The sequence below is a fragment of the Pseudomonas sp. NA-150 genome (assembly GCF_044336365.1).
Lineage (GTDB): Bacteria > Pseudomonadota > Gammaproteobacteria > Pseudomonadales > Pseudomonadaceae > Aquipseudomonas.
Map to the genome: position 1 here is coordinate 5,309,774 of NZ_CP172305.1, position 26,844 is coordinate 5,336,617.

General features: G+C 59.0%; 25 protein-coding genes. 7 read left to right on the forward strand and 18 right to left on the reverse strand.

All coding sequences use genetic code 11. The features are described from left to right. Nucleotides 1-9: 9 nt before the first annotated feature. Complete coding sequence (gene recJ, locus ACF0H7_RS25015) at nt 10-1,725, reverse strand: single-stranded-DNA-specific exonuclease RecJ (protein WP_397449520.1); 1,716 nt, start codon at nt 1,723-1,725, stop codon at nt 10-12. A gap of 80 nt (nt 1,726-1,805) precedes the next feature. After that, on the reverse strand, nt 1,806-2,348 hold the full coding sequence (locus ACF0H7_RS25020) for a YaeQ family protein (RefSeq protein WP_397449521.1): 543 nt from the start codon (nt 2,346-2,348) through the stop codon (nt 1,806-1,808). Nucleotides 2,349-2,538: 190 nt separating this feature from the next. On the opposite strand from ACF0H7_RS25020, the gene ACF0H7_RS25025 reads away from it, so the two are divergent. Then, entirely contained in the window at nt 2,539-3,738 is a 1,200-nt protein-coding gene (locus ACF0H7_RS25025) for a CaiB/BaiF CoA transferase family protein (protein WP_397449522.1), read from the forward strand. Between the two features lie 28 nt (nt 3,739-3,766). After that, nucleotides 3,767-4,651, forward strand: a complete 885-nt coding sequence (locus ACF0H7_RS25030; RefSeq protein ID WP_397449523.1) for a TIGR02285 family protein — start codon at nt 3,767-3,769, stop codon at nt 4,649-4,651. A gap of 255 nt (nt 4,652-4,906) precedes the next feature. On the opposite strand, the gene ACF0H7_RS25035 is transcribed toward ACF0H7_RS25030, so the two are convergent. Then, the gene (locus tag ACF0H7_RS25035; protein ID WP_397449524.1) at nt 4,907-5,200 is read right to left on the reverse strand and encodes a DUF3509 domain-containing protein; all 294 of its coding nucleotides are present in this window, start codon (nt 5,198-5,200) and stop codon (nt 4,907-4,909) included. A 268-nt stretch (nt 5,201-5,468) separates the two neighbouring features. Here ACF0H7_RS25035 and ACF0H7_RS25040 point away from each other — a divergent pair, with 268 nt between their 5' ends. Continuing rightward, nucleotides 5,469-6,131: a response regulator gene (locus tag ACF0H7_RS25040; RefSeq protein ID WP_397449525.1), complete on the forward strand. Its 663-nt coding sequence runs from the start codon at nt 5,469-5,471 to the stop codon at nt 6,129-6,131. On the opposite strand, the gene ACF0H7_RS25045 is transcribed toward ACF0H7_RS25040, so the two are convergent. The 11 genes from ACF0H7_RS25045 to ffh all read right to left on the reverse strand — a co-directional run bounded on the left by ACF0H7_RS25045 (nt 6,100) and on the right by ffh (nt 19,617). Next, a complete protein-coding gene (locus tag ACF0H7_RS25045) occupies nt 6,100-7,356 on the reverse strand; it encodes an EAL domain-containing protein (RefSeq protein ID WP_397449526.1) in 1,257 nt (418 codons plus the stop codon). The genes ACF0H7_RS25040 and ACF0H7_RS25045 overlap by 32 nt on opposite strands. Nucleotides 7,357-7,441: 85 nt before the next feature. Continuing rightward, nucleotides 7,442-11,026, reverse strand: a complete 3,585-nt coding sequence (locus tag ACF0H7_RS25050; protein ID WP_397449527.1) for a transporter substrate-binding domain-containing protein — start codon at nt 11,024-11,026, stop codon at nt 7,442-7,444. 129 nt (nt 11,027-11,155) lie between these two features. After that, the gene (gene thrC, locus ACF0H7_RS25055; protein WP_397449528.1) at nt 11,156-12,580 is read right to left on the reverse strand and encodes a threonine synthase; all 1,425 of its coding nucleotides are present in this window, start codon (nt 12,578-12,580) and stop codon (nt 11,156-11,158) included. A gap of 104 nt (nt 12,581-12,684) precedes the next feature. Beyond that, the gene (locus tag ACF0H7_RS25060) at nt 12,685-13,989 is read right to left on the reverse strand and encodes a homoserine dehydrogenase (protein WP_397449529.1); all 1,305 of its coding nucleotides are present in this window, start codon (nt 13,987-13,989) and stop codon (nt 12,685-12,687) included. A gap of 139 nt (nt 13,990-14,128) precedes the next feature. Next, complete coding sequence (gene dsbC / locus ACF0H7_RS25065; protein WP_397449530.1) at nt 14,129-14,869, reverse strand: bifunctional protein-disulfide isomerase/oxidoreductase DsbC; 741 nt, start codon at nt 14,867-14,869, stop codon at nt 14,129-14,131. A gap of 166 nt (nt 14,870-15,035) precedes the next feature. Continuing rightward, nucleotides 15,036-15,932: a site-specific tyrosine recombinase XerD gene (xerD, locus tag ACF0H7_RS25070; RefSeq protein WP_397449531.1), complete on the reverse strand. Its 897-nt coding sequence runs from the start codon at nt 15,930-15,932 to the stop codon at nt 15,036-15,038. 113 nt (nt 15,933-16,045) lie between these two features. Then, a complete protein-coding gene (rplS, locus tag ACF0H7_RS25075) occupies nt 16,046-16,396 on the reverse strand; it encodes a 50S ribosomal protein L19 (protein ID WP_397449532.1) in 351 nt (116 codons plus the stop codon). Between the two features lie 43 nt (nt 16,397-16,439). Continuing rightward, nucleotides 16,440-17,192, reverse strand: a complete 753-nt coding sequence (gene trmD / locus ACF0H7_RS25080; RefSeq protein WP_397449533.1) for a tRNA (guanosine(37)-N1)-methyltransferase TrmD — start codon at nt 17,190-17,192, stop codon at nt 16,440-16,442. A gap of 5 nt (nt 17,193-17,197) precedes the next feature. After that, nucleotides 17,198-17,734 carry a ribosome maturation factor RimM gene (gene rimM, locus ACF0H7_RS25085; protein WP_397449534.1) on the reverse strand — a complete coding sequence of 179 codons (537 nt, stop codon included), beginning with the start codon at nt 17,732-17,734 and terminating at the stop codon, nt 17,198-17,200. 5 nt (nt 17,735-17,739) lie between these two features. Then, nucleotides 17,740-17,991, reverse strand: coding sequence for a 30S ribosomal protein S16 (rpsP, locus tag ACF0H7_RS25090; protein ID WP_042557823.1), 252 nt, complete (start codon nt 17,989-17,991; stop codon nt 17,740-17,742). Nucleotides 17,992-18,240: 249 nt separating this feature from the next. After that, nucleotides 18,241-19,617 carry a signal recognition particle protein gene (ffh, locus tag ACF0H7_RS25095; protein WP_397449535.1) on the reverse strand — a complete coding sequence of 459 codons (1,377 nt, stop codon included), beginning with the start codon at nt 19,615-19,617 and terminating at the stop codon, nt 18,241-18,243. Between the two features lie 232 nt (nt 19,618-19,849). Between ffh and ACF0H7_RS25100 the strand changes: the two genes are divergently transcribed. The 3 genes from ACF0H7_RS25100 (at nt 19,850) to ACF0H7_RS25110 (ending at nt 23,302) form a co-directional block, all read left to right on the forward strand. Next, entirely contained in the window at nt 19,850-20,662 is an 813-nt protein-coding gene (locus tag ACF0H7_RS25100; RefSeq protein ID WP_397449536.1) for an inner membrane protein YpjD, read from the forward strand. Between the two features lie 12 nt (nt 20,663-20,674). After that, nucleotides 20,675-21,919, forward strand: a complete 1,245-nt coding sequence (locus ACF0H7_RS25105; RefSeq protein WP_397449537.1) for an HlyC/CorC family transporter — start codon at nt 20,675-20,677, stop codon at nt 21,917-21,919. Nucleotides 21,920-21,985: 66 nt separating this feature from the next. Then, nucleotides 21,986-23,302 (forward strand): MFS transporter, encoded by a 1,317-nt coding sequence (locus ACF0H7_RS25110; protein ID WP_397449538.1) that lies wholly within the window; start codon nt 21,986-21,988, stop codon nt 23,300-23,302. A 98-nt stretch (nt 23,303-23,400) separates the two neighbouring features. Here the strand turns inward: ACF0H7_RS25110 and purT are convergent, their stop codons facing one another. The 4 genes from purT to ACF0H7_RS25130 form a co-directional block, all read right to left on the reverse strand. Further along, the gene (gene purT / locus ACF0H7_RS25115) at nt 23,401-24,582 is read right to left on the reverse strand and encodes a formate-dependent phosphoribosylglycinamide formyltransferase (RefSeq protein ID WP_397449539.1); all 1,182 of its coding nucleotides are present in this window, start codon (nt 24,580-24,582) and stop codon (nt 23,401-23,403) included. A gap of 141 nt (nt 24,583-24,723) precedes the next feature. Next, entirely contained in the window at nt 24,724-24,936 is a 213-nt protein-coding gene (locus tag ACF0H7_RS25120; protein ID WP_397449540.1) for a DUF1289 domain-containing protein, read from the reverse strand. Beyond that, nucleotides 24,936-25,460: a gamma carbonic anhydrase family protein gene (locus tag ACF0H7_RS25125; protein WP_397449541.1), complete on the reverse strand. Its 525-nt coding sequence runs from the start codon at nt 25,458-25,460 to the stop codon at nt 24,936-24,938. The genes ACF0H7_RS25120 and ACF0H7_RS25125 overlap by 1 nt, the downstream gene beginning before the upstream one ends. Before the next feature lie 57 nt (nt 25,461-25,517). Then, nucleotides 25,518-26,123 (reverse strand): CoA pyrophosphatase, encoded by a 606-nt coding sequence (locus ACF0H7_RS25130; protein ID WP_397454013.1) that lies wholly within the window; start codon nt 26,121-26,123, stop codon nt 25,518-25,520. Nucleotides 26,124-26,290: 167 nt separating this feature from the next. Between ACF0H7_RS25130 and ACF0H7_RS25135 the strand changes: the two genes are divergently transcribed. Continuing rightward, nucleotides 26,291-26,842: an NUDIX hydrolase gene (locus ACF0H7_RS25135; RefSeq protein WP_397449542.1), complete on the forward strand. Its 552-nt coding sequence runs from the start codon at nt 26,291-26,293 to the stop codon at nt 26,840-26,842. Nucleotides 26,843-26,844 lie beyond the last annotated feature (2 nt).

A 26,844-nucleotide genomic window follows, 5' to 3' on the forward strand; every position in this document is an offset into this window, starting at 1 on the left:
TGCGAGTGCTCAACGGGGTGCGATATGCGCCACCATCAATTGCACGGTCTCATTGCCCCGGAACTCGTTGACGTCCAGCTTGTAGGCCAATTCCACCCAACGAATGTTCGGATTCGGCCAGATGTCACGGTCGACGCTGAAGGCGATGCCGTCGACTTTCAGCGACCCACATTCGCTTTTTAGCACCATTTTCAGGTGACGTTCACCCACAATACGCTGCTCGACCAATTGAAACACGCCATGAAACAGCGGCTCAGGGAAATGCTGCCCCCAAGGGCCGGCATTGCGCAGGGCGCGGGCCAGCTCCAGGTGAAACTCTTCCACCGCCAGCGTGCCATCGGACAACAGACGGCCGGTCAGGTCGTCTTCGTTCAATTGGCGACGGACTTCGACGTCGAACGCCTCGGCAAACGCAGGAAAATTCGCTTCCGGCAGCGACAGGCCAGCGGCCATCGCGTGGCCACCAAACTTGCTGATCAGCTCTGGGTGCTTGGCCGCCACGGCGTCCAGCGCGTCGCGAATGTGGAAACCCGGCACCGAGCGCGCCGAACCTTTGAGTACGCCCTCCCCGGCGCTGGCGAAGGCGATGGTTGGCCGGTGATAACGCTCTTTCAGACGCGAGGCAAGGATCCCGATGACGCCTTGGTGCCATTCCGCTTCGAACAGGCACAGGCCAAACGGCATCGACTCCAGCGGCAAATCCTTGAGCTGCGCGAGGGCTTCGCGCTGCATGCCTTGCTCGATGGATTTGCGGTCCTGGTTCAGTTCGTCCAGTTGCACGGCCATTTCCCGGGCTTGGGTTTCGTCTTCACAGAGCAGGCATTCGATGCCCAGGCTCATGTCGTCCAGACGACCGGCGGCATTCAGACGCGGGCCGAGGATAAACCCGAGGTCGGTCGAGGTAATGCGCGATGCTTCACGACGGGCCACTTCCAGAATCGCCTTGAGCCCCGGCCGCGCGCGACCGGCACGAATGCGCAACAAGCCTTGATGCACCAGAATCCGGTTGTTGGCGTCCAGCGGCACCACGTCGGCCACGCTGCCCAGTGCTACCAGGTCCAACAACTCGCCGAGATTCGGCTGCGTTTGTTGATTTTTTTCGAACCAGCCGCTGTCACGCAGTCGCGCGCGCAACGCCATCAGCACGTAAAAAATCACCCCGACACCGGCCAGCGCCTTGCTCGGAAACTCGCAGCCGGGCTGGTTCGGGTTGACGATGGCGTCGGCGGCCGGCAGTTCATGACCGGGCAAGTGGTGGTCGGTGACCAACACCTGCAAACCAGCAGCTTTGGCGGCCGCAACGCCGTCGACGCTGGAAATACCGTTGTCCACGGTGATCAGCAGCTGTGGCGTGCGCTCCAGGGCCACGGCGACGATTTCCGGGGTCAGGCCGTAGCCGTATTCAAAGCGGTTGGGGACCAGATAATCGACATGCGCCGCGCCAAACAGACGCAGGCCCAGTACGCCGACGGTGCTGGCAGTGGCGCCATCGGCATCGAAGTCGCCGACGATCAGAATGCGTTGACGCTGTTCAAGCGCCGTGACCAGCAGGTCCACCGCCGCTTCGATGCCTTTGAGTTGCTGCCAGGGGATCAAGCGCGCCAGGCTTTTGTCCAGTTCAGCCTCCGACACCACGCCGCGTGAGGCGTACAGCCGGGTCAACAACGGTGGCAGATTGCCGAGAAACGGCAAGGTATCGGGCAACAGGCGTGGTTCGATGCGCATTCGGTTTCCGCTGGTTTTACGGTTCTTTTTTGATCAGGCTGGTAGTGAGCCAGCCTGTGGGCAGATCAGAGCACGGCAGTTTAGCCGCGTTCGCCGACCAGCCACTGCAACTGCACTTCGTGCTGACCGCGATCGTCAGTGACGAAAATCGTCCCCTCACTGATCATCACGTCCCACTTGATCACCCGTGGCATGTCCTTGGCCAGGATTTCCAGGACGTCTTGCGGCACGGCCGCGATGTGGACGTTTTTCATGTTTTTCGCCGCCGGAACCACTTTGGTTTCCCACACGCGCAAGCTGCCATAGGCCAGCAAGCTGGTACGTTCAGCGCGGCGCGAACACCAGGTCATGCGATCAGCGTCGGGCTGGCCGACTTCGATCCAGTGCAGAACCCGATCATCCAGGCTTTTTTCCCACAATGCAGGTTCATCCACGTCCGACAGACCACGGCCAAAGGACAGCTGCTCGCCGTACCACAGGGCGTAAGCCAACAGACGCACGACCATGCGCTCTTCGGTTTCGGAAGGATGGCGGGCGATGGTCTGTTTGACGCTCTCATACACGCCACGATCCAGGTCGGTGAGGTTGAGTTCGAATTTGTAGGTCGTGGACGGCTGGGCCATGAACGGACTTCTAGATGCGGGGAAAGGTCGCAAGTCTAACCGATGCTGGCTCATTGAACGACCGAAGCAGGTCGATCTGCCCGGCGGTCGAGGCAAATAAATCTCCTACGACAAAACAGGACGCAGCTTAGGCAGAATCTGACGACAGAATCGAATAGTCTTATGCGACTTGTTGCTCACAGGATGGCCCATGTCACTCTCTGCCAAACCCCTCGCCGGACTCAAAGTCATTGAGCTGGGAACCTTGATCGCCGGCCCTTTCGCCGCACGTATCTGCGCTGAATTCGGTGCCGAAGTGGTCAAGATCGAGTCACCCGACGGCGGTGATCCGTTGCGCAAGTGGCGCAAGCTGTACGAGGGCACGTCACTGTGGTGGTTCGTCCAGGCGCGCAACAAGAAGTCGCTGACGCTCAATCTCAAGCATCCGGACGGCATTGCCATCCTCAAGCAACTGCTGAGTGAAGCCGATATTCTGATTGAGAACTTTCGTCCAGGTGTTTTGGAGAAGCTGGGGTTGGGCTGGGACATTTTGCACGCGTTGAACCCGAAGCTGGTGATGGTGCGGCTGTCGGGTTTCGGTCAGACCGGGCCGATGAAAGATCAGCCAGGGTTCGGTGCCGTGGGTGAATCCATGGGCGGTTTGCGCTACATCACCGGCTTCGAGGATCGACCGCCGGTGCGCACCGGAATTTCCATCGGCGACTCGATTGCCGCGCTATGGGGCGTGATTGGCGCCTTGATGGCGTTGCGTCATCGGGAAGTCAACGGCGGTCAGGGTCAAGTGGTGGATGTGGCGTTGTATGAAGCAATTTTCGCGATGATGGAAAGCATGGTGCCGGAGTTCGACGTGTTCGGTTTCATCCGCGAGCGCACCGGCAACATTATGCCTGGCATCACCCCGTCGTCGATTCACACCAGCGCCGACGGCAAACACGTGCAGATCGGCGCCAACGGTGATGCGATCTTCAAACGCTTTATGCTGATCATCGGCCGCGACGATTTGGCCAATGATCCAGAGCTGGCCAGCAACGACGGACGCGACAGCCGTCGTGACGAGTTGTACGGGGTGATCGATCGCTGGGCCAACTCGCTGCCGCTGGATGAATTGCTGAAAAAACTGAATCAGGCGCAGGTCCCGGCCAGCCGCATTTATTCAGCCGAGGACATGTTCAAGGACCCGCAATTCCTCGCCAGGGAGATGTTTCTTCAAGCGAAGCTGCCGGATGGCAAGGCTTTCCAGATGCCGGGGATCGTTCCCAAGCTGGCGGAAACGCCCGGCACGGTGGATTGGGTGGGTCCGGAATTGGGTGCGCATACCAACGAGTTGTTGACCACGCTGGGCTACGATAAACAGCACATCGAGCGCCTGCGGGAACAGGGCGCAATCTAGAGTCGGTTTTTCAGGAAGTTGTCAGCGAATGGTCTATCGCGCTTTGCCCTCTGGCAAGCTCTCACTGAAATTAGCGCTGCTGTTGCTGGCGCTTGTCAGTGTGCCGCGTGTCGGCCTGGCGAAAGACACCTTGATCTGGTTGTTGCGCGATCTGCCACCGCTGACCATTGCCGATGGTCCGCAACAAGGCAAGGGCTCCATCGACCGCTTGATGCCGCTACTGATCGCCGGCATGCCCGAGTACAACCACCAGTTGTTGCACGTCAACCGTGCCCGGGCCATGCAGATGTTGCTGGAACCGACGTTCACCTGCGACCCTACCCTGCTCTGGACTCCCGAGCGGGCGAAACACATCGTTTTCTCGATCCCGACTTACGCTGTGATCAGCAACGGCATGGTGATCCAGCGCCGGGATGTCGAGCGCTTCACCCCCTTCATCAGCAACGGAGAAGTCGATCTACAGGCGTTGCTGGCGAGCCAGAGCATCCGGCTTGGCGTGGTCGCCGAACGCAGTTACGGCCCGGTGATCGATCAAATCATGAAGAGCGCCCTGCCCGATCAGTTGAACTCGCATTACGGCAACGACGCTATCGGCAGCCTGTTGCAGATGGAGCGCCTGGGGCGGGTCCAGGCGCTGCTCAGCTATTGGCCAGAAGCGCGGTTCCAGGCGGTGCAGCAAGGCATCCCGGTTGAGGATTTGTTGTTTTTCACGGTCAAGGGCTCGCCCAAATACCAGTTCGCCCATGTCGGCTGTTCAGACACCGAACAAGGGCGGCAGGCCATGGAGGTCATCAATCGGCAGATGCGTATCTTGCGTCAGACCAAGTTGATCGAATTCTATGCCGAATGGCTCGATCCGCAGTCGCGCGAGGAGTATTTGCAGGATGCCAAGGCGTTTTTTCAGAGCCCTTGATGGGCGCAGTCGGACTGGCTTTTGTAGGCGCTGCCGAAGGCTGCGATTTGGTTTCAACCCATGAAGGGGAATGCGCGGATCTTCCGTTTTGCCAAATCGCAGACAAAAGAAACCCCGAGCAGCGGGGCACTAACTCGGGGTCAAACCGTGGTCCCTCAGGACCAGTACGGCAGGCGTCAAACACCGGAGCACAATGCTTGAACCTGCCGTACTTCATAGGAACCCTGATCAGGAAGAAGGTTCCCCGGTCATTGATTAAAATGCCTGAATCGCGGTAAAGCCTCGTGTCTGGGCGGCATGGCGCAGGGCTGCGATCATGCTTGGCTCGAGACGGCCTTCGGCAACCAGCAAATCCCGATGAAAACCGTCGACCACGTCGGTCAGTTGGCGTTTGTCGCAAAGCTGAGCGACACACAGCGTGCGCTCGATCACGGTGGTACCGGTTGAGTCCTTCAGCGTCACCAGACGCTCACCATGAAAACCGGCCGGACCCAGCGTTGCCTGATAAGGTGACAAGGCTTCGCTTAACAGTAAGCTGATATTTTCCATCTGGATCACCACTCAACAGAATGAATACAAAGGTGCTAATTCAATGACCATTAGCGCGAGGGGAAAGTTCTTCCCGTCGTGAGTGGGGTGATTGTCCGCTACCAGAAGCTTGAGCATGCCTGTGCAAGATGACAGATAAAAAACAGCCTGATGTGTACTCCGCGCGTACCATTGGCCATCAGCAATCAACCGTCAGCCAACCCGCTGACTTGCCGATACCGTGTGGGAGAGGCGAGAAAAACCCTGTCCACGGCAAAGGAGCCCGATCTTGAGCGCCGCGACTGACGGAACCCTGCGCGTCATTCTGGCTGACGACCACCCGATTTTTCTCATCGGGCTGCGTGTGGTGCTGGAGCAGAACAGCCAGGTAAAGGTGGTTGCCGAAGCCAGCAGCCCGGCCGAACTGACGAAATGCCTGCAAGATCACGCCTGTGATGTGCTGGTCACCGATTTCATGATGCCCGCCGATCAACAAAATGACGGCTTGCGCTTGCTGGAGCGGGTCCGCCGACATTACCCGCAGCTGCCGATTGTGGTGGTGACCATGCTCAACAATGCCGCGCTGTTTCACGACATGCTGGACCTTGGGGTCAATGGGCTGTTGAGCAAGGGCAGTCTGGCCGGCGAACTGCCTGCCGCGATCGAGAGCATTCGTAATCACAAAACCTACATCGCCGACTCAGTCACCCAGGTGCTGCAGGAGGCCGGCGAGTATGGTTCGCAAACGCTGCTGTCCTATGAGCAACTCTCGCCCAAAGAGTCGGAAGTCCTGCGTTTACTGGCGGCCGGGAGCTCGGTGGGGGAAATCGCCGCGTACCTCAACCGCAGTAAACAGACGGTCAGCGCGCAGAAAGTCAATGCCATGCGCAAACTGGGACTGGCCAATGACGCGGCCTTGTTCATCTATCTGCAAGAGCATGGGTTGACCTGAGTTCGACGCTTTCGCGCTGTTTGATCCAGCGCAACAGATCCGCCTCCGCCATCGGTCGGGCAATAAAATGGCCCTGCACCGTCGGCCGGCCCAGTGCCTGCACGGCGCGATAATCACAGTCCGTTTCCACGCCCTCGACCACCACATTCAAGTTCATTTTCCGCGCCATGATCAACGCCCCGGCCACCACCGCTGACTTGCGTCCGTCAGCCGCCATGCACCGGACGAACGCTGCCGGGATTTTCAGCTCGGAAAACGGCAGTTGCAGCAGACGCTGGATATTCGACGCGCCGGTACCAAAGTCATCGATCGACAGATGACACCCTTGCATACGCAAACGCAGCAGCCCCTCAAGGTGTACCGTTGAAACCTGCAAAGCTGGGCTTTCAACCACTTCCAGCGTCAATACCGAGGCAGGCAGCCCGAACCGTGCCAGCAGCGCGAGCACCTGCGCCGCGAAATGTTCCTGTTCGATCATCGAGGGCGGAATGTTCACCGCAACGGGCAGGGGTTTGCCTCGCTCACGCTGAACACGGACCGACAGCTGCAGCGCCAGTTCCAGCATGTGCCAGGTCAAGGGTTCGATGAATCCCGCGTATTCCACCGCCTCAATAAAGCTGTCCGGCGCCAGCAGGCCGTGCCGAGGATGCTGCCAACGCACCAGGGCCTCGGCGCCGAGTAATGTGCCGTCAAGACTGACCTTGGGTTGGAAATGGGCAATCCACTGATCGAGCGGTGCCGTGTCGCCGACGCCCTGGCCGGGCGCAAACGGACGCACGTCCTCCTGCGACAGGCGCAGTGCGACCTGCGTCGCTGGCACCTGCTCGCATTCACACTGCACACACTCCTGATAAGACTCCAGCAACTCGCGCAACGCCGTGGCAGACGCTGGTTTCTGCAGACTGCCGAGCACCCATAGACCCTGCTCCCGGGCCAAATGCGCCGCGCCATCGAGCACGCTACGATCATTGCTGCTGAGAATAATCACGGCGCGGGCCTGCCGGCTGGCCGCGAGGAAACGGATCAACGACAGGCCGTCAGGACCGTCCATCTGCAAATCGCAGATGGCGATATCAACACCGCCCCGATTGGCCAACGATTCTTTGGCGGCCTCTACGCTGCTGGCGGTCAGGACGCTGAAGACCTGATTGGCATTGAGCATCTGGTGCAACGCCATCAATTGAAAAGCGTTGTCTTCAAGGATCAGAACACTAAGTGAGCGCACAGTCTCGCCTCCAGGGCGGGGCAGGTTTAGCCAAGGAATATCTGTACCTTAAAGACCCTGGCCTCTGTACCCAATAAGACGCGTCCTAATCTGACGAAGTCCGCAATAGCCCTTGAACATCGTGACTAAGCTGTTCGATGGCCTGCTCTACTGCGTGCCATTGCGCCGGCAGCAGGCTGCTCGACTGCTCGCGCACGCAGGCATTGAGGTCGGCACAGGTCTTGGCCAGCGGCACTACATCGACCAGCACCGCAACGCCTTTCATCCGATGCAACGAGGCGTCGAGGGTGGCCCAGTCATGGGCGCTGACGGCCGACCGCAGAATCTGCGCTTCCTGTCGCAGGTTTTTTTCCAGCTCCACCAACAACACATGCAACTGCGCGTCGTTGGCCTGGGTCATGTTGCGCAGCGTCTGAATGTCGAACGATTGCACCGGCAACAATTGGGCGAGCAACTGTGCCAGCCGGTCCAGCGCGACCGGTTTGACCAACAGCTGGTTCATGCCGGCCTGCTCACAGCGCTGGCGTTCATCACTCATGGCGTTGGCGGTGCAGCCAATGATCGGGCACGCTCGCAATTGCTGCTGCGCCTCGATCTGGCGAATGTTTTCGGCCAACGCATAACCACTCATACCCGGCATGTTGCAGTCAGTGATCACGCCATCGAAGTGGCTCTCGCGCCACAGCTGCAACGCTGACTCCGCGCTGTGGGTGGGCAGCACTTCATGCCCGAGAAACTCCAGTTGCTGGGTCAGCACCATGCGATTGGTCGACAGGTCATCGACCACCAGCAAACGCAGCACGCGACCGACCCGCTCTGGCGCCAGGACCTCGACGGCCTTGTCTGGCGCTTGAGCGACACGGGCCAATGTCAGTTCCACCGTCACCTGCGTCCCGGCTCCCAGTTCGCTGTGCAAGCTGATCTGGCCGCCCATCAATGCCACCAGTTGCTTGCAGATACTCAAGCCCAGGCCGGTACCGCCGTAGTCGGCTGCCGTCTCTTCACTGGCTTGGGAAAAGGGCTTGAACAGGTCTTGCTGCTGTTCGGCGCTGATACCGATGCCACTGTCTTTGACGCTGATACTGATGCGGGGCTGGTTGCGCTCCCCCGTTGCACTGACGCTGACCCATACCGCGCCATCGCAGGTGAACTTCAAGGCGTTGCCCAGCAGGTTGTGCAACACCTGACGCAAGCGCAGCGGGTCGATCCAGAAACTGCCCTCGGCCTCTTCGTCGAACGTCAGGCGCAATTCGAGGCCCTTTTCCCGCGCCTTGGCCTCGAACAGCCGGCAGATGCCGTCGAAAAACGCGCGCAACGGCGTCACCGCCAATGTCAGCTGCACACTGCCAGACTCGATCTTCGCCAGGTCCAGGCTGTCACCGATCAGGGCAATCAACTCCTGCGCCGACTGGTAAGCGACACTCAAATTCTGCGAGGGCTCTTGTCCCCGGCGCTGGGTTTCTTGGCGCTCCAGTTCCAGCAGTCCAATGATCGCGCCCATCGGCGTGCGGATCTCATGACTCATGGTCGCCAAAAACGCACTTTTCGCTTCGTTGGCCTCGTCGGCCTGCTGTCGCGCTTCGATGAGCTGGGTCTCCAGGCGCTTGCGTTCGGTGATGTCGATCCAGCCACCCAACAAGCCCTGCAATTGGCCATCAGCGCGATAAAAGGGCACTGTCCACTGATAGGCGTCAATCAAGCGGCCAAATACTTCCATGCGCCGATCGGCAAACACGGGCTGCTGGGTTTCCAACAGCTTCAGGTAATCCGCATGCATCTGCTCGGCGCTGTGGCGGGGGATCAGGTCCACATCAATCAACCGCCGTCCGCTCATTTGCTCGAAACTAATGCCAAGGCTTTCCTCGTAGCTGCGGTTACATGAAATCAATTGTCCTTTAAGGTCGCGGACGTAGATAGGATTGGGGATGCCATCCAGCAAGGCCCGCTTGAACGCCAATTGATCGCTGAGCTGCTCCTCGGCCCGCAGACGCTGACGAATCTGCACTTTCAAGCGACCACTCCAGAGCAACGACACCAGTACCAGCATCAACGCGACGGCCACTGCCCAATAGGCCCACTGTGGAATTCGCTGCCAGACCGGCGGCTGGGACATCACCGCCCCCAGCCATTTCATGCGAATGGCACGCAACTCGGCCACCGGATATTCTTCCAGCGCCTTGTTCAGAATACTCAGCAGTTCGGGTTGGGTTTCCACCACCGAGAAGCGATCCGCGGACCAATGCCCCTCAACACTGCGGGCGACTTTCAGCACCCCGTGCGGCGCCATATAGGCACCTGCCTCGCTTTGGATGGTCGCATCGGCCACACCGTTTTCGACCAACCGCCGGGCCTGTTCGTAAGTATTGACCGACATCAGCTTGATGTCCGGGTAGTTGCGCTGAATCAAGGCCTCCAGCGCGTGTTTGGCTGGCAGGGCCAACACCCGCCCCGCCATGTCCTCCAGGGTAATGTGCGACGAACTGTTCTCGCGGACGACGAACACCCAGCTGTTGCCACCGAATGAGTAGGTAAAATCGAGGAATTTCCTGCGCTCTGCGTTTTCCGCCAGCGTAGTGCTCATATCCGCCTGCCCGGAGCGCAGCAAATCGAGACCCTGTTTGGTGGAAAACACTTCCTTGTGCACAAACTGCAGACCGGTCATACGCGAGATGCGCGCGAGTACGTCCACGTTCAGACCGATCCATTGACCGTTCTTGTCCTTGTACAGGTACGGCGGGTGTTGCTCTGACACCACGATGACGTGCGGGTGTTTGCGAATCCACGCCTGCTCGGTACTGCTTAGCTTGATCCGGTTATGTCCGACATCTGCGCCCAGGCCGGTGGTCCAGCGACCCATGATTTCCCGCTGAACCGACTCGTCGATACTGCCCAGGCCGAGATTGATCAAGGTGACCAGGGCGGTATCCGACTTTCGGGTTGCGAAGGAAAACCCTACCGCAGGCAGCGCGCTTTCAGATTTGATTTGCAAGCCCATGTAGGGGCGCAGGGCGCTGTAGGAGCGCACGATGACCTCGTTGCCAATGAAGGCATCGGCTTCGTCCTGCCCCAAAGCTTCCAGCGCGCTATAGAGATTGGGCGCCAGAATGATCTCACTGTCGGGGTACACCGAGTGAACCACCGTGGCGTCGGCATAACCATCGAGCAGCACCACTTTCTTGCCCTTCAGGCCCGCAGGCAGGGTGATGTCATTGCCACGGCCAACGATCACCGAGCGATCCGGCATGTAGTCCGCCGAGAACGCCAGCCCCTCGACGCCGTGTTCAAAGCCATTGGCGCTGGTCAACACATCGATGGTGCCGTTGCGCAACGCTTCGATGGCCTCATCACGATGGGCGAAACCCACCACTTGCATGGGCACCGACAGTTTGCTGCTGATCAGGCTCAGGTAATCGGCACTGATACCCTGATAGCGGTTCCGGTCACTGGTAATGTCGATGGGTTCGTAATCGGCAATCGCTATCCCGACCTTTAACGTCCCACGCTGATCCAGCCATTGCCGATCCTGGGGATCAAGGGCCACTGGCGGCAGGTCGATAAAGGGCGCTACCAATCTGAACGGTAGACTCTGGGCAGCCGCTGCCAGCTGGCTGAGGCATAGCAGCATCAACAGCAGGGTTGTGTACAACAAGCTTTTTCTGGAGGCACGCATACCGTGCTCACTGACTTCCTTCACCGCTCTATTTCCTTCCGTATGGATCCAGGCTCCCGGGAAGTGTGGCACGCCAAAATGAGAAAGCCCGCCAAGTGGCGGGCCTAATGTTGTTACACGACGATACCGTCAGAGCGGCTTGCCGCGATTGCCGTGTTGGCTGACAAAGGCCTGCACGGCTTTCAGGTCGTTCGGCAGAACAGTCAGTTTCTCTTTTCGTGCGAACAAATCAGACAGGTGAGCAGGCAGCTCAAGCGCTTTTCCTACACCCGCTTTTTCGACCGCTTCCGGGAACTTGACCGGGTGAGCGGTCCCCAGAATCACCATCGGCGTGTCCAGGCTGCGTCGGCAATCGCGTGCGGCTTTGACGCCAATGGCGGTGTGCGGATCCAGCACTTCGCCGGTCTGTGCGAACACGTCGGCGATGGTGTCGCAGGTTTCTTCATCACTGACCGCCAGCGAGTCGAACAACTTGCGGGTTTCGGTCCAGCGATCGGCGTCGACGCTGAATGCACCGGTCTGTTTGAAGGTGTCCATCAGGCCAGCGATGGCCGCGCCGTTGCGCCCGTGCATGTCGAACAGCAAACGTTCGAAGTTCGACGACACCATGATGTCCATGGACGGCGACAGGGTCGCGTGCAGGGTTTCCTTGGTGTATTGATTGCCGCTCATGAAGCGGTGCAGGATGTCGTTGCGGTTGGTGGCGACGATCAGTTGGCTGATCGGCAGGCCCATGTTGCGCGCCAGGTAACCGGCGAAGATGTCGCCGAAGTTACCGGTTGGCACCGAGAACGCCACCGAACGCGCCGGACCGCCGAGCTGCAGCGATGCGTGGAAGTAGTAAACGATCTGGGCCATGATCCGCGCCCAGTTGATCGAGTTGACCGCGACCAGACGTGTACCTTTCAAGAAGTCCTGGTCAGCGAAGCTGGCCTTGACCATTTCCTGGCAGTCGTCGAAGTTGCCTTCGATGGCGATGTTGTGGATGTTCTCGCCAAAGATGGTGGTCATCTGCCGACGCTGAACTTCCGAAACACGGTTGTTCGGGTGCAGGATGAAGATGTCGACGTTGTCACAACGACGGCAACCTTCGATGGCCGCCGAGCCGGTATCACCGGAGGTCGCGCCGACGATCACCACGCGCTCGCCACGCTTGGCCAGCACGTAATCCAACAGACGACCGAGCAGTTGCAGGGCGAAGTCCTTGAACGCCAGGGTCGGGCCGTGGAACAGCTCAAGCACCCATTCGTTGCTGTTCAGCGGACGCAGCGGCGCGATGGCGCTGTGCGCGAAAACGCCGTCTTCACCCGAGGAATAGGTTTCTTCGAGAATCTTTTTGAAGTCCGCATCCGGAATGCTGCCAGTGACGAACGGGCGCATGACCCGGAACGCCAGCTCGTGATACGGCAGGCCAGCCCAGGAAGCGATTTCTTCCTGGGTGAAACGCGGCAGGTTTTCCGGAACATACAGACCGCCGTCGCTGGCGAGGCCGGCGAGCAGCACGTCTTCGAAATTCAGGGCCGGTGCCTGGCCACGGGTACTGATGTAGCGCATTTTTTCAAACCTTCGGTTTGGGCTTCAAGCTGTAAGCTTCACGCTGCAAGTCGAGGCGCTTTGGCTCTTCACTTGCAGCTTGCAGCTAATAGCTTGCCGCTAAATTAGTTAAGATGCTCGACGCGGATACGAACCACCGGCCCTACGACATCCTGCAACGCTTCCAGCGCCGCAATGGCGTCGTTCATGCGCTGTTCCAGCACGCTGTGGGTCAGGAGAATCATCGGCACCAGGCCATCATGTTCTTCGACTTCTTTCTGCATGATCGATTCGATGTTGATCCCGCGTTCCGACAGGATGCTTGCCACCTGCGCCAGAACGCCCGGATGGTCCTTGGCCTGGATGCGCAGGTAGTAGGCGCTTTCGCAGGCTTCGATTGGCAGGATCGGGTGCGCGGACAACGAGTCAGGCTGGAAGGCCAGGTGCGGTACGCGGTTTTCCGGATCGGAGGTCATGGCACGCACCACGTCCACCAGGTCAGCGATCACCGACGAAGCGGTTGGCTCCATGCCGGCGCCTGCGCCGTAGAACAGGGTCGAACCGGCGGCGTCGCCGTTGACCATCACTGCGTTCATCACACCGTTGACATTGGCGATCAAACGATCGGCCGGGATCAGCGTCGGGTGAACCCGCAATTCGATACCGGCGGCGGTGCTACGCGCCACACCCAGGTGCTTGATGCGATAGCCCAGTGCTTCGGCGTAGTTCACGTCGGCAGTGGTCAGCTTGGTGATGCCTTCGGTGTAGGCCTTGTCGAATTGCAGCGGAATACCGAAGGCAATCGACGCCAGAATCGTCAGTTTGTGCGCCGCATCGATGCCTTCGACGTCGAAGGTCGGATCGGCTTCGGCGTAACCCAGCGCCTGGGCTTCAGCCAGCACGTCAGGGAAAGTACGGCCCTTCTCGCGCATTTCGGTGAGGATAAAGTTACCGGTGCCGTTGATGATCCCGGCGACCCAGTTGATGCGGTTGGCCGACAGACCTTCACGAATCGCCTTGATCACCGGAATGCCGCCTGCGACCGCTGCTTCGAACGCAACGATCACGCCCTTCTCGCGGGCCTTGGCGAAGATTTCGTTGCCGTGCACAGCAATCAGCGCCTTGTTGGCGGTGACCACGTGCTTGCCGTTTTCGATGGCCTTGAGCACCAGTTCACGAGCGACGGTGTAGCCGCCAATCAGCTCGATGACGATGTCGATTTCTGGGTTGGTCGCCACCGCGAACACGTCGGCGGTGGTGGGAGTACCGGTAATCTGGCAATTGGGGTTTGGCGTACGCATGGCAATTTGTGCCACTTCGATTCCACGCCCGGCACGGCGGGCAATCTCCTCGGCGTTACGTTGTAGTACGTTGAAGGTACCGCCACCGACAGTACCCAGCCCACAGATGCCTACTTTGACCGGTTTCACTATGAACTCCCCATAAAACGGCCGACGCGAGGCCGGCCGTGGAAAACAGCCGCCTGCAATGAGGCGGCTCTCTGTTTAATCAAGCGCCGGTTCGACCCGCACGCCCATGTTCGTCACAGCTGATCCTGACACCGCAGGATCACTTGGCGCTCAGCGCCAGTTTGGCCACTTGTGGCGCTGGCTGATAACCCGGAATCACCTGACCGTCCGCCAATACGATGGCCGGCGTGCCATTGACCCCAATCGACTGGCCCATGGCGTATTGCTTGGTCACAGGATTGTCGCACTTCGGCGCTTCGATGTTCTTGCCGTCGACCATACGGTCCATGGCACTTCGTTTGTCCTTGGAACACCAGACGGCCTGCAGTTGCTCGTCACCCGGTGAACCCAGACCCTGGCGCGGGAAGGCCAGGTAACGCACTTCGATACCCATTTTGTTCAGCTCGGGCACTTCGGCGTGCAGTTTGTGGCAGTACGGGCAGGTGGTGTCGGTGAACACGGTGATGTGCGATTTGGTTTCACCGATGGCCGGGTAGACCACCATCTCGGCGGCAGGAATGCCGTTGATGGTTTTCGAGATCGCCAGACGCTCGGTTTTCTCGGTCAGGTTGACCGGCTTGCCATCCTGCATCTGGAACAGGTAACCCTGCATCACGAATTGACCGTCAGGGCTGGCGTACAGCACACGGCCGCCCTGGAGTTTGACTTCGTATAGACCACTCAACGGGCTGCTACCGATGCTCTCGATCGGCAGATCGAGCTTCAAGGTCTCGAGCGTTTTGCGGATGGCCTTGTCGGCGGCGTCATCCGCTTGAGCGAACAGGCTGAAGGTACTGGCCAACACAATAGCTGCGGTGGCAAAAATCTGGGTCACGCGCATGGGGACTCCTTGGGCGGTGGGCAGATGGGGTACTAAAAACACTGGCCGCTGCGGACCCACGAGATTTTAGTGATACCCAATTTGCGAAACCGGCAAAGCCTATCACATAAGCCCTGCAAGGCCGACTTCGACTGATGTAAGACGGATCGGAAAACCGAGGGTTAATTTAACCACGCGGGTGATGTTTGGCGTGCATATCCTGTAGCCGGGCGCGTGCTACATGAGTGTAGATCTGCGTGGTGGACAAATCACTATGGCCCAGCAGCATCTGCACGACGCGCAGGTCGGCGCCATGATTGAGCAGATGGGTGGCGAAGGCATGGCGCAGCGTATGCGGCGAAAGGGACTTGTTGATCCCGGCAACCATCGCCTGATGCTTGATCCGATGCCAGAAGGTTTGGCGAGTCATCTGCTCACCGCGCAGGCTGGGGAACATGACATCGCTGGGGCGCCCACCCAACAATTCGTCCCGGGCACCACGCATGTAACGCTCGATCCAGACGATGGCTTCTTCACCCATGGGCACCAGCCGCTCCTTGCTGCCCTTGCCCATGACCCGCAACACTCCCTGTCGCAAATTAACCTGCTCCAGGGTCAGGCTGATCAATTCGGTTACGCGCAGACCGCAGGCATACAGCACTTCCAGCATGGCCCGATCGCGCTGACCGATGGCTTCGCTGAGGTCCGGTGCAGCCAGCAACGCTTCGACGTCGGCCTCGGACAACGACTTCGGCAACGGTCGGCCCAATTGCGGCATGTCGACTTGCAGGGTCGGATCGACCGCAATCAGTTTTTCGCGCAGCAAATACCGATAAAACCCTCGGGCGCCGGAAAGGAAACGCGCGGTCGAGCGGGGTTTGTAAGCTTGATCGACACGCCAGGCGAGGTGATCGAGAATCAGCTCACGCCCCGCCTTGTCCAGCTCGACACCGTGCTCCTGCAACCAGCCATTGAACAAGGCCAAGTCACTGCGGTAGGCATCGCGAGTGTTGTCGGACAGGCCTTTCTCCAGCCATAACGCGTCGAGAAAACGGTCGATCAGCGGGTGGTCGATAGCGGGCATGTGACTCTCTCAAAAATGACGCGGATTGCATTTCGGTCTTGGCTATTTATTAAACACCAGACAACAAAAAAGCAGCCCTCAGGCTGCTTTTTTTTGCATCGGGAAGACTGGACTTAAGCCAGTTTTTCCTTGATGCGAGCTGCTTTACCGGACAGGTCACGCAGGTAGTACAGTTTGGCTTTGCGAACGTCACCGCGACGTTTCACAGCCAGGCTGTCGATTTGCGGGCTGTAGGTCTGGAAAGTACGCTCAACGCCAACACCGTTGGAGATTTTACGAACAGTGAAAGCACTGTTCACGCCACGGTTACGCTTGGCAATTACAACGCCTTCGAACGCTTGCAGACGAGCGCGGTCGCCTTCCTTCACTTTCACCTGAACGATAACAGTATCGCCCGGTGCAAAAGGAGGGATCTCTTTAGTCATCTGCTCTGCTTCGAGTGCAAGAATGATTTTGTTAGTCATGCTGTGCTCCTAAGGTAAATCATCTGGATTTACCATCGATACGTTAACTATCGTCCCGCTCGCGGATGTATTCCGCCAGCAGCTTTTTCTCTTCTCCAGAAAGCGAGCGGCTTTCCAGAAGATCGGCGCGTCGTTCATAGGTCCGCCCAAGGGACTGCTGTAAACGCCAACGCCGGATGTGCGCGTGATTGCCACTTAGCAACACGTCGGGAACACGCTGATCCGCATACACCTCCGGTCGGGTGTAGTGCGGGCAATCCAGCAGACCATCCGTGAAGGAATCTTCCTCCGCAGAGTCCGCATGCCCTAAAGCTCCAGGCAGCAGCCGTGTAACCGCGTCTATCAGGACCATCGCCGGCAGCTCGCCACCGGAAAGAACATAGTCCCCAATCGACCACTCTTCATCGACATGAGCATCAATAAAACGCTCGTCAATGCCTTCGTAACGACCTGCGATGAGGATCAATGCTTCCTCTTGCGCCAGATCGCGTACCGCCGACTGAGTCAGTTGACGGCCTTGTGGCGACAGGTAAATCACCTTCGCCGCTTCCCCTGCTGCCAGTCTGGCCTGAACCAGAGCGTCTTCCAGAGGCTTGATCTTCATCACCATGCCCGGACCACCGCCAAAAGGGCGATCATCGACAGTGTGGTGACGATCAGTGGTGTAGTCCCGCGGATTCCAACAAGTCAGCTGTAACAGCCCTTGTTTCACCGCACGGCTGGTAATGCCGTAGTCGCTGATGGCGGAAAACATCTCGGGGAACAGACTGATCACTTCTACGCGCAGGCTAGCCATGGCGTTTAGAAGTCCGCATCCCAATCCACCTTCATCTCGCCTGCACCCAGGTCGACTGCCAACACGCATTGCTCTGTATAGGGCAACAAGCGTTCGCGATCATCCAGACTGCCTGCGCAAGGCTTGACCACCATTACATCGTTCGAGCCGGTTTCAAGAAGATGATCGATCTTCCCGAGCAATTGCCCGAGGTGGTCGATGACCTTCAAACCTTCCAGCTGGTACCAGTAGTACTCGCCGTCGGTCAGATCAGGGAACAGGTTACGCGGCACGCAGATTTCGTAACCGGACAGAAGACGAGCTTCTTCACGATCATCGAGACCTTTGAGCTTTGCGACCAGGAACTTGTTTTGCAAGCGTCCGCTGACCAGCTCTACCTGCTTTACAACACCGTCACGCCGAAGCGTCAGGGTTTTGTAATCCAACAGGTTTCCAATCGGATCAGTAAAGGAATAAACCTTCACTTCGCCGCGAACGCCATGAACAGAATAAATCTTGCCGATAACGATCAAATCATCAGCAGAAGCAGGCGTCGCGTTCATATTGCTCAGGCCGCAGCCTTAGCAGTTTCCTTCAACAACTGAGCAACGCGCTCAGAAGGTTGTGCACCAACGCTCAGCCAGTAGGCTACGCGCTCTTGGTTCACGGACAGACGGATTTCCTGACCACGAGCAACCGGGTTGAAGAAACCCACTTGTTCTTTGTGCGAACCGTCGCGCGGGTTGCGGCTATCGGTCACAGTCAGGTGGTAAAACGGGCGCTTTTTGGAGCCGCCAAGGGCAAGACGGATGGTAAGCATATAAGCATCGTTCCTGTAGTCGGTGCTGCAAATCTAAGATGCACAGCGGGCATAGGTGCCCGAAAGGCCGCATATTCTAAGGAATATCCGGACTTTTGCAAATGTCTTTTTCTGGCGCCTATCGGCATGCCATCCAGATCTGCTATGGAGCCGTTGCAAACAACGGCCTGTAAACCCCGCCAACAGCGGGGTTACTGGGGGCGAACCCCCGAGTAAAGAACGCAAGCGAGAGCACTTGCGCGGCGTGAATTACATTTTTGGCATGCCGCGACCGGGCATCATTCCACCCATGCCACGCATCATTTTTGCCATTCCGCCTTTCGCGGAGAATTTTTTCATCATCTTTTGCATTTGCTTGTGCTGCTTGATCAAGCGACCGATGTCCTGCACTTGAGTACCCGAACCCATGGCGATCCGGCGCTTGCGCGAGCCGCTGATCAGGTCCGGGTCACGGCGTTCGGCCGGGGTCATCGAGTTGATGATGGCTTCCATCTGTTTGAACTGCTTCTCGGCTGCGCCCTGGGCATTGCCCATCTGCGCCAGATTGACACCACCCATGTTCGGCAGCTTGTCCATCAGACCGCCGAGGCCGCCCATGTTTTTCATTTGCTGCAACTGATCGCGGAAGTCTTCGAGGTCGAAGCCCTTCCCTTTCTTCAGCTTCTTCGCCAGTTTGTCGGCTTTGTCTTTATCGAGGTTCTGCTCGGCCTGCTCGATCAGGCTGAGCACATCACCCATGCCGAGGATGCGCGAAGCAATACGGTCCGGGTGGAAGGGCTCGAGCGCATCGCTCTTCTCGCCCATACCGATGAACTTGATCGGCTTGCCAGTGATCGCACGCACCGACAACGCGGCGCCGCCACGGGCATCACCGTCGACCTTGGTCAGGATCACGCCGGTCAACGGCAGCGCATCACCAAAGGCCTTGGCGGTGTTCGCCGCATCCTGGCCGGTCATGGCATCGACCACGAACAGGGTTTCGACCGGTTTCACTGCCGCGTGCAGGGCCTGGATCTCGCCCATCATCTCCAGGTCGATGTGCAGACGACCGGCGGTGTCGACGATGACCACGTCGATGAATTTGAGCCTGGCTTCTTTAATAGCGGCCTCAGCGATTTCGACCGGCTTCTGACTGATGTCAGAAGGGAAGAAGGTCACGCCGATGTCGTTGGCCAGGGTTTCCAGCTGCTTGATGGCCGCAGGACGGTAAACGTCCACCGAGACCACCATCACGGTTTTCTTCTTGCGCTCTTTAAGGAAGCGCGCCAGCTTGCCGGCGGTGGTGGTTTTACCCGCGCCCTGCAAACCCGCCATCAGCACGACGGCCGGCGGCGTGACGTTGAGCACCAGGTCTTCGTTGGCCGCGCCCATCAACGCTTCGAGTTCGGCCTGGACGATCTTCACGAATGCCTGGCCCGGCGTCAGGCTGCGCGACACTTCGGTGCCGACAGCGCGCTCCTTGACCTTGTTGACGAAGTCTTTGACCACCGGCAAGGCGACGTCGGCTTCGAGCAAGGCCATACGCACTTCGCGCAAGGTATCTTTGATGTTGTCCTCGTTCAGCTTGGCCTTGCCAGTGACATGGCGCAGCGTCTGCGAGAGACGGTCGGTAAGATTTTCAAACATGCGCGATCCTTTCAGGTTCTTGCTGAACCCCGGTTGGTGCGGTCCGGCTCGTGGTGGCCGTGCCTATAAAGGCAGCGTTAAGGAGCGACCCGCGAGCCTGCGACTTGAGCAGGTGGCGGATTATAGCGAAGACTCTGCTGGACGGACACCATCGAAGCTGCTTCTGTGGCCTTTCACCTGAAGTCGGTTGTATGCCAAACTCAACGACTTTCGGGCTTGCCTAACAGGATTTATGCTCCCCTTGTCACCCAGTTTGCTACCCAGCCTCGCCGCCGCTGTCCTTTATGCCGCTGCGACACTCTATCAAGCGATCCGCATGGCCCAGGGCACCAAGGCCGACAAACGGTTGCTGTGCCTGCTTGGCACCTTGGCGGTGTTAGGTCATTCGGTCGGGCTTTACTTCCAACTCACCCGCGCCGCCAGCCTTGGCCTGGACTTTTTCAGTGCGGCCAGCATGATCGCAGTGGCGATCATTGCAGTAGCAATGCTCGCCTGCTCTCGGCTTCCGGTGGAAAACCTGTTGGTGCTGTTGTTCCCGTTGGGGCTGATTACCGTGCTGCTGGCTCAGTTCGCGCCGTCCGGTACCGTTCCGCTGATCGATGAAGAGCCCGGCATTCTCAGCCACATCCTGTTGTCGATCATGGCTTACGGCATGTTCACCATTGCGGTATTCCAGGCGCTATTGCTGCTGCTCCAGGATTATCGGCTCAAGCACAAGCACCCGGCCGGCCTGATCAAGAACTTCCCCCCGCTGCAAACCATGGAAAGCCTGCTGTTCGGCTTTCTCTGGGCTGGCTGGGTACTGTTGTCGCTGTCGCTGATTTCGGGCTGGTTGTTTGTCGAAAACCTGTTCGCCCAGCACCTGGTGCATAAAACGCTGCTTGCCTGCCTGGCCTGGATCGTCTTCAGCGTACTGCTGTGGGGCCGCAATCGTCTTGGCTGGCGTGGACACAAAGCAATTCGTTGGACCCTGGGCGGCTTTTGCCTGCTGATGCTGGCCTTTTTCGGCAGCAAGCTGGTACGCGAATTCATCCTGCACATCTGACGGGCATTGATCATGGATAACTTGCCCATCGGCCCGATGCTCGGCGTATTGATCTTGCTGATCCTGTGGTCCGGCCTGCTCACCGCCGTCGAAGCCGCCCATCACCACCTCAAGGCCACCCGACGCGGCAGCCGTAACACTGACACCAATACGCCCAAGCTGGCGTTCAAACTGGGCAGCCTGATCCTCTGCAATACCTTGATCAAAGTCCTGATCGTGGTAATGAGCACCGTACTCGCGGTAAGTTTCTGGCACCTCAAGGGACCGGTGCTCACCTGTATCGTGGTCGGTAGCCTGCTGTTGATTTTCGCCGAATTCATGCCCCGCGCCCTCGCCGCACGCTACCCGGATGCGATTCTGATGCTGGGTAACAGCCTGCTGAGCCTGCCGATGAAAGCGCTCTACCCGCTGGCCTGGCTGTTTTCCAGCGTCGCCGACGCCCTGTTGCGCCCCTTCGGCGTCACTGATAAACCGAAAGTGCGCCCCGACGATGACGAAATTCCACTGGCGGTCATCCTTCAAGACAACAACCTCGACCACGGCACCCGTTCCCACGTGATGTCAGGCATTCACGCGCTGGACAGCATTACCGTGAATGACATTCTGGTACCGCGCAGTGAAGTTGACGGCATCAGTCTCGACGACTCCATCGAAAGCATCATCGAGCAACTGATCGTCTCCCGGCACACCCGACTGCCGGTCTATCACAACGACATCAATCAGGTCGAAGGCATCCTCAACACCCGCCAGATCGCCCATCTGCTGCCGCGCGGACAGCTGACCAAAGAAGATTTGAAGGGTGCCTGCTACGAACCCTACTTCGTTCCGGAAAGTACGCCGTTGCAACTGCAACTGCTGAACTTCCACAAGCAACAACGCCGCCTGGGGGTTGTGGTCGACGAGTACGGTGAGGTGCAGGGCATTGTCAGCCTGGAAGACATCCTTGAAGAAATCGTCGGTGAGTTCGAGAGCGAACAACACCTCGATAACCCGCACATCCATCCTCAGGCTGATGGCCGGCTGGTGGTCGATGGCGCGGCAACGATTCGCGAGCTGAACAAGACGCTGGGCTGGCACCTCCCTTCCGACGGGCCAAAAACCCTTAACGGCCTGGTCACCGAAGCCCTGGAAACCATTCCTGAAAGCTCGGTGTGCCTGAAAATCGGGCCGTATCGCCTGGAAATCCTCGAGACCGAAGACAATCGGGTCACTCGGGTGATGATGTGGCACTACAACACGACCCTCGCCGTCGTTTAGCCGCTCGTCGTTTCGCGTTAATCTGCACCGCACCTAAAAAAAACAATAACCTCCGGGGACACCCGCATGACCAGTAGCACGACGTTCAACGGTGACACTGCCGCCCCACCCGCTAACTCCGCCGGGCGCGTCGCCGTTGCCAGCTTCATCGGTACCGCCATCGAGTTCTACGATTTCTACGTGTACGCCACGGCGGCGGCACTGGTGATCGGACCGATATTCTTCCCGCAAACCTCCGACACCGCGCAAATGCTCTCGGCGTTCCTGACGTTCGGCATTGCGTTCCTCGCTCGCCCGCTGGGATCGGCGCTGTTTGGCCACTTCGGTGACCGCATTGGCCGTAAGTCGACGCTGGTGGCCTCGCTGCTGCTGATGGGGATTTGCACCACGCTGATCGGTTTCCTGCCCGGCTTCGCCAGCATTGGTTACTGGGCGCCCGTCTTGCTCTGCCTGCTGCGCTTCGGCCAAGGCCTGGGCCTCGGCGGCGAATGGGGTGGAGCAGCGCTGCTCGCCACCGAAAACGCACCGAAAGGCAAACGTGCCTGGTTTGGGATGTTCCCGCAACTGGGCCCATCGATTGGTTTCCTCGCGGCCAACGGCCTGTTTCTGACCCTGGCCATGACCTTGAGCGACGAACAGTTCCGCGCCTGGGGCTGGCGTATCCCGTTCATCCTCAGCGCACTGCTGGTGGTGGTCGGCCTCTACGTGCGACTGAAACTGGAAGAAACCCCGATCTTCGCCAAGGCGATTGCCCGTCACGAGCAACTGAAGTTGCCGATCGCCGAACTGTTCAGCCAATACTGGCGGCCGATGCTGCTGGGGGCGGCGTCGATGGTGGTCTGCTACGCACTGTTTTACATCTCGACCGTGTTTTCCCTGAGCTACGGGGTCAAATCCCTGGGTTACAGCCGCGAAACCTTCCTCGGCCTGCTGTGCTTTGCGGTGTTGTTCATGGCTGCGGCCACGCCACTGTCGGCCTGGGCCAGTGATCGTTTTGGACGTAAACCGGTGCTGATCGTCGGCGGCGTGCTGGCGATCCTGTCGGGTTTCCTCATGGAGCCACTGTTGACCCACGGCACCACCTGGGGCGTCGCGCTGTTCCTGAGCATCGAGCTGTTCCTGATGGGCGTAACCTTCGCCCCGATGGGCGCGCTGTTGCCGGAACTGTTCCCGACACGCGTGCGATATACCGGTGCTTCGGCGGCGTATAACCTGGGCGGGATTGTCGGGGCGTCAGTCGCGCCGTTCTTCGCCCAGAAACTGGTGGAGATGGGCGGTTTGAGCTGGGTTGGCGGATATGTGTCGGCAGCAGCCTTGCTCAGCTTGATCGCCGTGCTGTGCCTGAAAGAAACGCGGGAACGTGATTTGGATCAGATTGCCTGATCACTGACTTGTAGGAGCGGGTTTGCCCGCGATTCGCTTGATGCGGTGTGCCAAACACACCGCTATCGCGGGCAAGCCCGCTCCTACAGGGATCAGCGTTAGAGCTGGACTTTCACTGCTTTGGAAGCACGGGTCGCTTTGGCGCGAGCGGCTTCGATCGACTCGTCGCGAGCCAAGGCCACACCCATGCGCCGCTGACCGTTGACTTCCGGCTTGCCGAACAGGCGCAGCGCGGTGTCTGGCTCGCTCAGGGCCTGGCCCAGGTTGGCGAATGCGGTTTGCGTGGACTGGCCTTCAACCAGGATCACCGCCGACGCCGAGGGACCGAACTGACGGATCAACGGAATTGGCAGCCCCAGAATCGCCCGCGCATGCAGTGCGAACTGCGACAGGTCCTGCGAGATCAAGGTCACCAGACCGGTGTCATGCGGGCGCGGCGAGACTTCGCTGAACCACACCTGATCACCCTTGATGAACAGCTCGACACCAAACAGACCACGACCACCCAGCGCCTCAGTCACGGCTTTGGCAACGCGTTCGGATTCCGCCAGTGCAACCGGGCTCATGGCCTGAGGCTGCCACGACTCCTGATAATCACCCTTCTCCTGACGATGCCCGACCGGCGCACAGAACGTAGTGCCACCGGCATGACGCACGGTCAGCAGCGTGATTTCGTACTCGAAGTCGATGAAGCCCTCGATGATCACCCGACCTTTACCGGCACGCCCGCCTTCCTGCGCGTACTCCCATGCTTGCTGCACATCAGCGGTGCTTTTCAGCAGGCTCTGACCTTTGCCCGACGAACTCATCACCGGCTTGACCACACACGGGAAGCCGAGGTCTTCAACGGCCTTGCTGTAGTCTTCGAAAGTGTCGGCGAAGTGATACGGCGAGGTCGGCAGGTCCAGCTCTTCAGCGGCCAGACGACGGATGCCTTCGCGGTTCATGGTCAGCAGCGTGGCGCGCGCGGTCGGAATGACGGTGAAGCCTTCGGACTCCAGTTCGACCAGGGTCGCTGTGGCGATGGCTTCGATTTCCGGCACGATGTAGTGCGGCTTCTCGGCTTCGATCACTGCGCGCAGTGCGGCGCCGTCCAGCATGTTGATCACATGGCTGCGGTGCGCGACCTGCATGGCCGGCGCGTTGGCGTAGCGGTCCACGGCAATCACTTCAACGCCCAGACGTTGCAGTTCGATCACCACTTCCTTGCCAAGCTCGCCGCAACCGCAGAGCATTACGCGCGTCGCGGTAGGCGACAGTGGCGTTCCGATTTGAGTCATTTCAGGTCCTCGTGGAGCAGGTCATCGAGTCAGCCCGCCGCTGGCGTATGACTCATGGGGAGAAGAAAGGCGCGCAATCTACCACGAAGCAGGCGAAACCCGGAAAAACCGAACGCCGGCATCGACGACGTGTAGCCCGAATCAAGGGGTGGCGGGCGAGCCCACAGTCCACAGCATACCGCTGGCACGCGCCCGCTCATGACACAGCACCAGCACCGCGCGACGCTCGGTGTTGTCCATTCGGTTCCAGCCGGTAATTTCGCTGACCGTGCGCTGGCAGCCGAGACAGATGTCGTCGTCATCCAGCGCGCAGATACTCACGCAGGGCGAGCGAACAGGTCGTTCAGCGTCCATCAGTCTTCCTGCGGCGCCAGGTCACGCGCATAGCGCTGGGCGTTGTGCACGTAATGCGCTGCGCTGGCTTCGAGCATTTTCTTCTGGCCCTCAGTGAGTTCGCGCACCACTTTGCCGGGTGAGCCCATGACCAGCGAACCGTCAGGAATTTCCTTGCCTTCGCCGATCAGTGAGTTAGCGCCGATGATGCAGTACTTGCCGATTTTCGCGCCGTTGAGAATCACCGCGTTGATGCCGATCAGTGAATAATCGCCAACGGTACAGCCGTGCAACATGACGTTGTGACCAATGGTCACGCTCTTGCCAATGTTCAGCGGTGCGCCCATGTCGGTGTGCATCACCGTACCGTCTTGCACATTGCTGTTCTCGCCGATGTGAATCAGCTCGTTGTCACCCCGCAGCACGGCACCGAACCAGACGCTGGCACCGGCGTCGAGTTTGACTTTGCCAATCAGTGTGGCGTTCGGCGCGACCCAGCTTTGTGGATGGGTTTCGACACGGGAATCCCCCAGGCGGTATTTCATCTTGTTTCCTCAAGGCTCTTTGGCCGTGGGTTGAGCACTCACTCGCCAGCAGGCGAATCAGCTATCGAAAGTGATAAAGCGTTCAGGCGGTTTATGCAGGCTGATCTTGGTGTCATACAGCACGTTGATCAGTTCGACGATCATGATCGCAGTCAGGCCCCAGATTTTATAGCCGCCGTAGCGCCAACTGGGGACATACCAACTGCGCCCCTGATAGTCGATGCGGTGGGTATGTTCGCGGGTGTCTTGTCGGAAAAATTCCAGCGGCACACTGAAGACAGCGGCAATCTCGCCGTCATTCGGCCGGTATTCGACGAAATCCGGGATGAGTCCCACGTAAGGCGTGACCTTGATCCCATGCTTGGAAATCAGCGGGCTCAGCGGGCCGATTACCTCGACCAGGCCCGGCGGCAGGCCAATTTCTTCCTCGGCCTCACGCAGCGCGGTAAAGACCAGGTCCGGGTCTTCGGGGTCGCGTCGTCCGCCGGGGAACGCAACTTCGCCGCCATGGGTCGACAACCCGCTGGCGCGCAAAGTCAAAATCAGCTCCGGTTCGTCACTGCGGGTAATCGGCACTAACACCGCGGCCTCGGGAAAACGTCGATCCGTTTCCAGTGGGCTGGGTGTATGACTGCTTACACGGCGAAGTAGCTCGTCCAGCATAGGAATCTCGATCTGTTGCCTGCCCTGCATCATGCACCAAACAAACGAAGTGCCCAAGCCCTTGTCGGACAACTCATCTGTCATTGCGCATTGGTTAACATCCGCTGCTTGCCGACCCCGGCGCGTCACGCCAAGATAGTCGCTGCATTCAGGAATCGAAGCTCAGTATGAAATTCTGCAGCCACTGCGGCAATCCGGTCATCCAGCGCATCCCCGAGGGCGACAGCCGTTTGCGTTTCGTCTGTGAACATTGTCAGACCATTCACTATCAGAATCCCAATATCGTCGCTGGCTGCCTGCCGGTGTGGGGCACGCAGGTGTTGCTGTGCCGCCGCGCCATCGAGCCGCGCCTCGGCTTTTGGACGCTGCCCGCCGGTTTCATGGAAAATGGCGAGACCGTCGAACAAGCCGCCCGTCGCGAAACCATTGAAGAAGCCTGCGCGACGGTCGACAACCTGAGTCTGTACATGTTGATCGACGTGCCGCATATCAATCAGGTTCATGTGTTTTTCCGTGCCGAACTGGCCAACCTGGAATTTGCCGCGGGCGTCGAAAGCCTGGAAGTGCGACTTTTCGATGAAGCCGACATACCTTGGTCTGAGCTGGCTTTCCCCACTGTCAGCCGTACTCTAGAATGTTACTACGCAGACCGGATTCCCCAGGTTTACCCGGTTCGCAGCGAAGCCATGCCACCGTCGCGCAACATCAAGAAAACTTGACT